Annotated in this window: 7 protein-coding genes; 2 read left to right on the forward strand and 5 right to left on the reverse strand. The window is 26.1% G+C overall.

Features of this window, described 5'->3' with window-relative positions:
- Window positions 1-164: 164 nt before the first annotated feature.
- The 3 genes from AZI32_RS18540 to AZI32_RS16285 all read right to left on the reverse strand — a co-directional run bounded on the left by AZI32_RS18540 (window position 165) and on the right by AZI32_RS16285 (window position 3198).
- On the reverse strand, window positions 165-320 hold the full coding sequence (locus AZI32_RS18540) for a hypothetical protein (RefSeq protein WP_157450956.1): 156 nt from the start codon (window positions 318-320) through the stop codon (window positions 165-167).
- A gap of 1086 nt (window positions 321-1406) precedes the next feature.
- Complete coding sequence (locus AZI32_RS16280; RefSeq protein ID WP_061996909.1) at window positions 1407-2033, reverse strand: response regulator transcription factor; 627 nt, start codon at window positions 2031-2033, stop codon at window positions 1407-1409.
- 43 nt (window positions 2034-2076) lie between these two features.
- On the reverse strand, window positions 2077-3198 hold the full coding sequence (locus tag AZI32_RS16285; protein ID WP_061996913.1) for a histidine kinase: 1122 nt from the start codon (window positions 3196-3198) through the stop codon (window positions 2077-2079).
- A gap of 781 nt (window positions 3199-3979) precedes the next feature.
- Here AZI32_RS16285 and AZI32_RS16290 point away from each other — a divergent pair.
- Complete coding sequence (locus AZI32_RS16290) at window positions 3980-5350, forward strand: aldehyde dehydrogenase (RefSeq protein WP_061996918.1); 1371 nt, start codon at window positions 3980-3982, stop codon at window positions 5348-5350.
- A gap of 298 nt (window positions 5351-5648) precedes the next feature.
- Window positions 5649-5990 carry a hypothetical protein gene (locus AZI32_RS16295; protein ID WP_061996921.1) on the forward strand — a complete coding sequence of 114 codons (342 nt, stop codon included), beginning with the start codon at window positions 5649-5651 and terminating at the stop codon, window positions 5988-5990.
- A 52-nt stretch (window positions 5991-6042) separates the two neighbouring features.
- Here AZI32_RS16295 and AZI32_RS16300 read toward each other — a convergent pair whose 3' ends face one another.
- Together AZI32_RS16300 and murC are read right to left on the reverse strand one after the other, a co-directional pair.
- Complete coding sequence (locus AZI32_RS16300) at window positions 6043-6975, reverse strand: PhzF family phenazine biosynthesis protein (protein WP_061996923.1); 933 nt, start codon at window positions 6973-6975, stop codon at window positions 6043-6045.
- Window positions 6976-8191: 1216 nt separating this feature from the next.
- Window positions 8192-9574 (reverse strand): UDP-N-acetylmuramate--L-alanine ligase, encoded by a 1383-nt coding sequence (gene murC / locus AZI32_RS16310; RefSeq protein ID WP_061996928.1) that lies wholly within the window; start codon window positions 9572-9574, stop codon window positions 8192-8194.
- Window positions 9575-10021: the final 447 nt, after the last annotated feature.

Consider the following 10021-nt stretch of genomic DNA (forward strand, 5'->3'; position numbering starts at 1 on the left):
ATATAAGGATATGACTAATATGAAATTCTAAGAAAAATAGAGTAAATCAAAGAAAACTAAACTATAAGGAGAGAGTTGTGGTTATTACTACTCACTTTGTTCCTAGTAATTCTCAACGTATTTTTAAACCTAGTTCTGCTAACAAAATCTAAGTAAGCAATAAATTATAATCTTAGCTCCATAACAAATGGGACAGGCACGGTAAATTTATTTACTTCACTTAAAATTAGATGCTCTCCTAGCTTTATACTTATATCTAAAAATTCAAAGCCAGTCCCTAGCAATTCAAAAGAAACTGGTGATCCAGTTTCCTCCATCATTGTTAAATGTCAATTGTCCATTGTCAATTTTTAAAAACCATTTACATCAACTAAATAAGTGATTATATCAAGTTCTACATCCATCACAAGAGGGACTTTTTTTAGTTAAGAGTTAAGAGTTAATAATTAATAATTGTGGTTATTACTACTCTCTTTGCTCCTAGTAATACTGAACGTATTTTTAAACCTAGTTTTGCTAAAAAATCTAAGAAAGCAATCACCCAAAGTTCTATATCCATAACAAGAGGGACAGATGCGTAATTGGCTACTTTGCTACTCTTTTGGCTAGATACTTTTGCTGATTTTAATTTCTCTCCAATACTGCTCGAAGTCGGTCCCCATCCCCTGTTTTAGCAACACATCTAAACAATCAATTCCTTACAGTATTATCTCCATAACAAGTGGGACAGGTTCATTTGTGGCTATTTTCTTCGCTTAATTGTAGATTCCACAATTGCTGTATTCCCATAATAAAATAAACAAAGAACCAGTACCTAACAGGTACGCTGCTTTGCAGCTCAAGTACTGGTTCTTTGCTCTGTAATTTATTTTATCTATCCATTTTTATTGAGTACTAAAGTTTTTTATGGTTGTACAACTAAGTGAACCTGTCCTTCTTGTTACGGCTGTACACTTTAAAAATATTATATATTTTCAGTTAAAAGTTAAGAGTGACTAGTTAACAGTTAAAAGTTATGGTTATTACTACTCTCTTTGTTCCTAGTAATGCTAAACGTACTTTTATATAAATTAAAAAGAAAGTGGTTACCACTTTAATCCTAAACTCTTAACTATATTAAGGGACTGGCTAACTTTTTTTATTTATGGCAATTAAATTTAAAGAGCTACTATCTATTTTATGGAACTACATTAGTCGTGCCTGTCCCATTTGTTACGGCTGTACATTTTGAATATAGTTTTAGTTTGTTTTGTCTCTAAAACTCAATTTTTACTCCCTTAAGTTGAAAGAAACTGGATTAATACAGTTTCATCCACAACTTTTAACTCTTAACTAACTACAATTATATTTTTTTTAAAACTAATAACAAAGGTTTAATTAATAAATTTGAATTAAAACTTATATATTTATAAGTTTCCTTTTAAATAATATATAGCTATTTGAGTTCTATGTTGCAACTCTGTTTTATTGAGTATTGATGATATATAATTTTTTACTGTTCCTTCTGTTATATATAAATTTGATGATATTTCTTTATTACTAAGCCCTTGTGATATTAATTTTATTATTTCTATTTCTCTTTGAGTAAATAGTTCTTTATCTAATTTTATTTCACTTTTATTTTGAAAATTACACTTTAATCGTTCTAGTACATTATCTTGTATTACAGAATTGCCTTTGTGAACCATTTTTATAGCGTTTATAATTTCATTTGGTGCATTATTTTTTAATATATACCCCTTTGCCCCAAACTTTAATGCATTATCTATATATTCATCCTCATCAAAAGTTGTAAGTATAACAACTTTTGTGTTAGTTCTTTCTGTTATCTCCTTTGTGGCTTCAACTCCATTTAATACTGGCATCCTTACATCTAAAAGCGCTATATCAACATTATTTGTTAAAATGTAATTAACTGCTTCTTTGCCATTTTCAAAAGCCTCTAATACATCTAATTCTTTATCTGCACTTAATATTATTTTTAAACTTTCTCTTATAAGTAAATCATCATCTGCAATAATTAATTTAATCATAACTTCCCCCCCTCTAGCTTACTTTAGTTAAGAGTTACTACTATTAACTAACTATAGTTTCTATTGGCATTAATAATATTATTTCAAAACCTTTATAACTATTTATTATACATTTCCCATTTAACTCCATCGCTTCTTGTTCTATGCTATTTAACCCTATTCCTTTTTTAAAGTTTAAATTTCCTATGCCATCATCAGCTATTTGAAGTTTAATTAGCTTATTAAACACTTCTATTTTTACAGTTATATGATTACCTTCAGAGTATTTCAATGAATTTGTAGAACTCTCCATTATAACATCCAAAAAGAGCATCCATTGCCTTTTGCTTATCTTTTCCACATCCCCTTTATGAATTACATTAAATGTGAAGTTAGTATTCTGTGTTTTTTCATTTAAAATTAATTTAATCCTATTTATACCTATTTGCTCATCAGTAGGATTTATTTCTCTTAAAATTTTTCTTATATCGTCCATACCTCGCCTTAATACACCAATAGTTCCATCTATCATTTCTTTTCCTTTATCCATATCACTGTTTAATACAATTTTACACGCCTCTAACTGCAAAAGACTTCCAGCTATAGTATGGCCTACTTTATCATGAACTTTTTTAGATAACTCATTTCTTTCTTTTAGTTTATAAGTATATATTGCCTGTTTTCTATACTTACTTTGTTTCTTTAATTTTAGATTCAACTCGTCGATAGTCTTTCGTTGCATCTCTATCTTTAATGGTAAATCATAATTAATAAAATTTAATTCCCAATATACTCTATAATAAATAAAATATATAGCTATAAAAATAAACAAAGAAAAAAAATCAATATCTATTTTTAAAAATACTACTATACTCCAAATTAAAATTAGCAAGAAAGCATTAGGCAACTTAATTAAATATAAAAATTCAATTAAATTTATAAAGAAAAATATTATTGCTAATGGCATTACTGTAATTGAAATTATAAAAGATATTATAATCCCTGATACTAATAATAATTTTTCTATATTGTCTTTAAATAAATGCACACTAAAATTAATTATTAAACATAGTAAAAAATATGCAACTACATATAACGCTGGGATTTTTCCTTGTATAGACTTAGTAACTATAAATATTAACGCTAAAATTTTAATATAAATATTATAATCATTTATCTTTTTCATACTACACCTTTTCCTATTTTTAATAGTAACTTTATTATTAATTCTTTATTTATTGTTCCCTTTCCTCTATAGGGAAACAAGCTCAAATTTAAATTTATTCAATAACTTTAAAATATTTTCATACAAAATATAGTGTTGAATTCTAAGTGATTCAGAGCATGTCTCACTATTTGGGGTATCCAAGTTTTGGAATGGATAATTTTAAAAGTCAACTTGGAACCCTATATAATTTTTTAATTTTAAATTTATTGTTTATTAAGTTGCTTTTTACTTAATTTATTTTATTTTCTTGAATATACATAAGTTCAATGATATTATTTATTTAATTCTAAGGTATATTATATATTTTATATTAATAATATACTTTATTAGGTATATTATTAATATAAAATACAAATATAGTTAGTTAAGAACTATTAACTCTTAACTAAAATAACCTGTTAGTTATTGAAAAAATATTAATTTGTGTTTTCTCATTTGATAAATGAATAAGTTTAAGATTTAATTTACAATCCTATATTATAGGGAAACAAGCTGCAATTTAAATTTATTCAACACTCTTAAAATATTTTCATACAAGATGAAGTGTTGAATTCTAAGTAATTAAGAGCATGTCTCACTATTTTAGGTATTCAAGTTTTGGAATAAGTAGTTTTAAAAGTCAACTTGAAACTCTATAAATAGACTATTTTAAAATTAAATTATTTGAGAGAATACAAATACTTTGATGGCAAAATTTATGTTTTTATAGAATTGTAATTTAGAAATGGAGGTTTTGTTTATGGATATAAAAGAACTTGTTGATATTCAACGTAATTATTTTCTTAACGGTAGTACTCTTACTACTCAATTTAGATTAACTCAATTAAATAAATTAAAAGTTATTTTGCAAAATAATGAGCAGTTAATATTAGACGCTCTTTATAAAGATTTAAAGAAATCTAATTTTGAAGGGTACGCAACAGAGCTTGGCATTGTTTTTGAAGAACTTAATCACACTATAAAAAACTTAAAAAACTGGATGCAAGCTACAAAGGTAAAATCACAACTAGCTCATTTTCCTGCTAAATGTTTTACTTATCCAGAGCCATATGGTGTCACACTTATAATATCGCCTTGGAACTATCCATTTCAACTTTCACTAGCTCCACTAATAGGTGCTATTGCTGCAGGCAACACAGTTATTTTAAAGCCATCTCAAAAAAGTCTTAACACATCTAAAGTTCTTACAAAACTTTTATGTGAAAATTTCCCTAGAGAACTTATTTCTGTTGTTAATGGTGGTAGAGATGCTAATTCAGAACTACTAAACCAAAAATTTGATTATATTTTCTTCACAGGTAGTGTTCCTGTTGGAAAAGTGGTTATGGAAGCAGCCTCCAAAAACCTTACTCCTGTAACACTTGAGTTAGGCGGAAAAAGTCCTTGTATTGTAGATAAGACAGCTGATTTAAAACTAACAGCTAAAAGACTTGTTTGGGGCAAATTTTTAAATGCTGGTCAAACTTGTGTAGCTCCAGATTATCTATATGTCCATAGTTCTGTAAAAGAAGATTTAATAAAATATATGAAACATTATATTAATAAATTTTATGGACCAGATTTTAAAAATTCAAAAGACTATCCTAGAATAATTGATGAAAAAGCTTTTGATAGATTAGTAAAATATTTAAACTGCGGTAAAATTGAATTTGGTGGTGAAATTGACCGTGATGAGCTTTATATATCACCAACAATTTTAAATGATATAACCTTTAATAATACTGTAATGGACGATGAAATATTTGGACCTATTTTACCAGTAATTGAATTTGATACTTTAGATGAAGTTATTGCTGTTGTAAACTATAGACCAAAACCACTTGCATTATATTTTTTCTCTAAAGATGAAAAAAATATATCTAAAATACTACAAAGAACAACCTCTGGAGGAGTTTGTATAAATGAAACTATAGTTCATGTAGCCTCTTTATATTTACCTTTTGGAGGTGTTGGTGAAAGCGGAATGGGAAAATATCATGGAATGAATAGTTTTGAAACTTTTTCTCATATAAAATCTATTGTGAAAAAAGATTTTGCTATGGATGTTCCACTAAGATATCCTCCTTTTACTTCAACAAAGTTTGCTAAATTAAAAAAGATATTTAAATAAATATTAATACAAAAAAACTATTAGTATATTCAAATTATATTAATAGTTTTTTTATTTATCAGTTGTGGTGTTTTTTAATCTCTTTAATTAAAAATAAACTGGATTCCAGTTTCACACTAAACTATAAGCTTGTTTTCTATAAGTTAAATAAATTTCTAATTTTATAGTATATAATAAAATTATTAAAGTTTTTCTATTCTTTTTTGAAGATGCTTTTAAAAACTCCTATGATGAATGTTTAAGTGTAGCAAAGGAGATTTTTTAATAAAATAATAATTTTAAAATGAGGTTTATATATATGTATGAATTTAAACAGTACAATTTAAATTTAGTAAGTGATTTTGAAATAAAAGTTTTCAAAGATAGGGAATGTGATATTGATTTAATTATTCCTTTAAATAATAGAACGTTAAATCTTATTCTAGATTCTGATAATATTGCCTCTAGAATTCAGTTTAATGAGGTAGAAAGTATCTTAATAAGACTACGTAAAGATGATAATAACATAGGAACTATCCACTTTTTAAAAGATAAAGGGATACATTCTACAATTTGTAACTTTGAAATTGATTATTTTTCTAAAAAGTTGTCTATACTAATTAATGAGTACACAGTTGAAATGAACTTTTTCAAAATCTAACCCCCCAAAAGCTAGGTAATTTAGAATTACCTAGCTTTCCCTTTTTATCACATTAAATTTCTAATGGTTTTAACTCTATCTCTTCTTCACCTTCTATATAAGATTTACCACCAACTTTTATAGCTATCTTTCTATTGGATATACTTCCTTTTGCTATAATTTCACTTGTATTCCCCATATACATACCTTGACGACAAATTATAGTTTTTTCTTCATGGTCCTTTAATTCATAAAAATTATTTTTAATTAAATAAGCAAGTAATGCCCCATTAGATGTTCCTGTTGCACTTTCTTCTGGTATTCCTACTGCTGGTGCAAAGTTTCTTACAATAAATCTTTCATTATTGTTACTATCTACTGCAAATGCATGAATTCCCACTACTTTTAGCTCTCTACTATAATTTATTAATAAATCATTATCTATTTTTATATTTTTTAAATCCTCTTCATTTTTAATAGGAATTAATATATCTCTAAGACCAGTAGAAACAATTTGTGGTTTTAAATTTTCAAATCCAATTTCATCTTCACATAAATTTAAGATTTTAGACAATATCTCTTTATTTAAAGACTCATCTGAAAATTGTGGTTCAGCTTGTGACATAACAACCTCTATTTCATCCTTTGAAATTACATCTACATCTAAAATTCCAGCCTTTGTTTTTTGTTTTAAAGAAACATTATTTTGTGGTAATAATCCCATTTTAGCCAATGTGAAAAATGTAGCTATTGTGGCATGCCCACATAACTCAACTTCTTCTGTAGGTGTAAAAAATTTAACCTCATAATCATAAACTTCTTTATTATTTTTTCTTTTTCTTTTATCCTTTGGTATTACAAATGCTGTTTCAGAAAAATTTAATTTTTTAGCTATAATTTGCATCTCTAATTCATTTATTTTCTCCCCATCTAAAACAACTCCAGCACAATTGCCACCTTTACTATCCTTAGTAAAAGCATTTACCTTATAAACTTTTATCCCCATGTTTTTCACTCCCTATTTTAGTTTTGTATCCCATAAAATTTAGGATTATATTTTCTAGATTTATTATACTATAGACACATATTATAAAACTGTAAATTTTCAGTTGACTACATATTGGATTCATGTTATTATTTTCCAAAATTAAGCCCATTAAAAATATAGATTATTCTAATCAAAGAAATAGATAGTATTTTTCATATTATACTTATCCTTTTCAATATTAACAGTAATCATATTTGTATACATTGTAATTAACAAATAAGGAGATTTATATGAGATATTGGTTTAAAGAAAGTTTAAAATTATTTTTCACAGCAGAAAAAAAAGAGATAATTTCTTTTTTTTAGGAGTAATTATATTATTTATAGGATGTTATTTAAAAGCTCCCCAACTTGAAAATGTGTATACAACAGGTATCTTAACTATGTTAACAATGGTTTGTAGATACAATTTTGTTGCTGATTATATAATTAGTTTAGATATTAAAAACTTAATTACAAACAAAAATATTATAGCTTATATAGTTGGTAAAAATATATTATCTTTTCTAATAACCTTTTTTACAATGTCAACTATTTTTCTATTACAGTTTGTTATTACAAATAAGTTATTTAGCATAAATTATTATTTAACACTTACAATATTATGTATTTGTGTTATATCTTTGAATAATATTATATTTATTTTTCATAATAAACCTTCTAAGTTAAGGTCTAATAATTATTCAGTGGAGCAAAATATAAAATTAGGATTTAAAGATTTAATAGAATCTTTACCATCTTTAATAATAGTGTTTGGAATTTATTATTTTAATCGTTATTTTTATACTATATCATTTTATCAATGCATATTATTACTAGTATTTTCTATTATTTTATTAAAAATTAAATTAGTATCCTTACTAAATGATTAAAGATATTGTATATATTGTTATTACTAAATAAAAAGGGGTAGATACATATAGATAAAAACAATAAAAGTTTATTTAGGGCTATCTGTCAAATTACATGTTTTATATTAATGCTTGTTACCTCAATATACGGATTTTATCAAAGTTTATATTTAGAATCTATCATATCCTGTGCTTTGACTATACTTATTGCATTGAAAATACCAAATAGTATAAAATCTTATAAAAAGCTATAATTTAAAACATAAAAAAGGTCCATGATAAAACTAACAATGGTTTTATCATAGACCTTTTTTATTTTATTTTTTATAAATTGTTTTCAAGAAACATTTCTCCTATTTTGTAAACATCTCCTGCACCTACTGTTAGGATTAAATCTTCTTCTTTTGCATTTTCTTCTAAATAATCTACTATTTCTTCGAAACTATGAAAATTCTTAGCATCTATTCCTGTTTCTCTTATAGCATCACCTAGTTTATCTGAACTAACTATTCCTGTGTCTTTTTCACGGGCAGCATATATATCTGCAAGAATTAGATTTTTAGTTCCTTTAAAGCAATTTACAAAATCATCAAATAAAGTTATTGTTCTTGTATAAGTGTGTGGTTGGAAGATTACAAAAACATCTTTATGGGGATAGTTTTTTACAGCCTCTAATGTTGCTCTTATTTCTGTAGGATGATGTGCATAATCATCTACAACATTTATTCCATCTTTACATCCCTTAAATTCAAACCTTCTATGAGTCCCCCTAAAGTTAAATAATCCTTCAACTATTGACTCTTCACTAATATTTAATGCTAAAGAACTACAAATAACAGACATAGCATTTAACACATTGTGTTTTCCTGGAACGTTTAATTCTATAGAAAATAATTTTTCTTCATTTTTATAAACATCAAAAATTCCACAACCTAAATCATTATATTTAATATTTTTAGCTCTGTATTCACCATTTTCTATACCGAAACTCATTACATTACATTTAGCATATTTTATAACGTCTATAGCATTTTTATCATCAGCGTTTACAACTACATATCCATCATTAGGTATTATAGCCACAAACTTTTTGAAAGCTTCCTTTACGTGCTCTAGATCTCTATAGTAATCTAAATGGTCGGCTTCAACATTTAATATAACACCTATATATGGATAAAAATTCAAAAATGATTCTTTATATTCACAAGCTTCTGTTATAAAATATTCACTTTCTCCAACTCTTACATTTCCCTCTATAGCATCTAATTTTCCACCAACTAAAACAGTAGGGTCTATATTTTCTTTTAATCCAATATGGGCCATCATAGATGTAGTTGTAGTTTTTCCATGAGTTCCTGATATAGCAACGCCGTATTTATGACCTTTCATAAGCAAGCCTAAAAATTCTGCTCTGTTTAGCATTTTAATTCCGTCATTTTTAGCTCTTATTAGCTCTGGATTATCTTCTGCTATGGCAGCTGTATAAACAACTAAATCTACCCCATCTAAATTTGAACTATTATGTCCAATAAATATTTTAGCACCTAGTTTTTCTAGTTTTTCTGTAATATAACTTTGTGATCTATCTGAACCGGATACCTTGTATTCATTTTTTATAAGTATTTCTGCAAGTCCGCTCATGCTCACTCCACCTATACCTATAAAATGTATTGTCATATTTTTATTATCTAAAAAATCAAAAGACATTAAAAACAACTCCTAACTATAAATATAAAAAATTTCCTAATATTAATTTAGTCTTACTCTTCTATCTTCGACACTATAAATTTTAAAATTTAAAATCTACATTATAATTATATACAAAAACCGTAAAAAAACACATCAAATTCGTTTTATATTAACAATACATCAAATTAGTATAGGTAAACAAGCTTCTATTTAAGTTTATCTATCAAGTTTTTATTATCACAAGATGAAACTGTAAATCTAACTAAAGCTAAATTCAAAATATTAATCCTTAACAAATTATATAAGTGACAATGGACAATGGACGAGTTTAAAAAATTAAAGGTTAAGAACATTATACAATCGACAATGGACAAAGGACAATTGACAACTCATAGGCCCCCGTGGAAAAGTAGACTCATAATTCGAATGGAACTATACTAGGATTAATGAATGGAGGGGTGCATT

It is taken from the genome of Clostridium sp. ATCC 25772 (assembly GCF_001573875.1).
Lineage (GTDB): Bacteria > Bacillota > Clostridia > Clostridiales > Clostridiaceae > Clostridium_J > Clostridium_J senegalense.

Coding starts and splice junctions, on each gene's coding strand:
- AZI32_RS18540 (WP_157450956.1), bottom strand. CDS start 320: ATGATGGAGGAAACTGGATCACCAGTTTCTTTTGAATTGCTAGGGACT.
- AZI32_RS16290 (WP_061996918.1), top strand. CDS start 3,980: ATGGATATAAAAGAACTTGTTGATATTCAACGTAATTATTTTCTTAAC.
- AZI32_RS16280 (WP_061996909.1), bottom strand. CDS start 2,033: ATGATTAAATTAATTATTGCAGATGATGATTTACTTATAAGAGAAAGT.
- AZI32_RS16300 (WP_061996923.1), bottom strand. CDS start 6,975: ATGGGGATAAAAGTTTATAAGGTAAATGCTTTTACTAAGGATAGTAAA.
- AZI32_RS16295 (WP_061996921.1), top strand. CDS start 5,649: ATGTATGAATTTAAACAGTACAATTTAAATTTAGTAAGTGATTTTGAA.
- murC (WP_061996928.1), bottom strand. CDS start 9,574: ATGTCTTTTGATTTTTTAGATAATAAAAATATGACAATACATTTTATA.
- AZI32_RS16285 (WP_061996913.1), bottom strand. CDS start 3,198: ATGAAAAAGATAAATGATTATAATATTTATATTAAAATTTTAGCGTTA.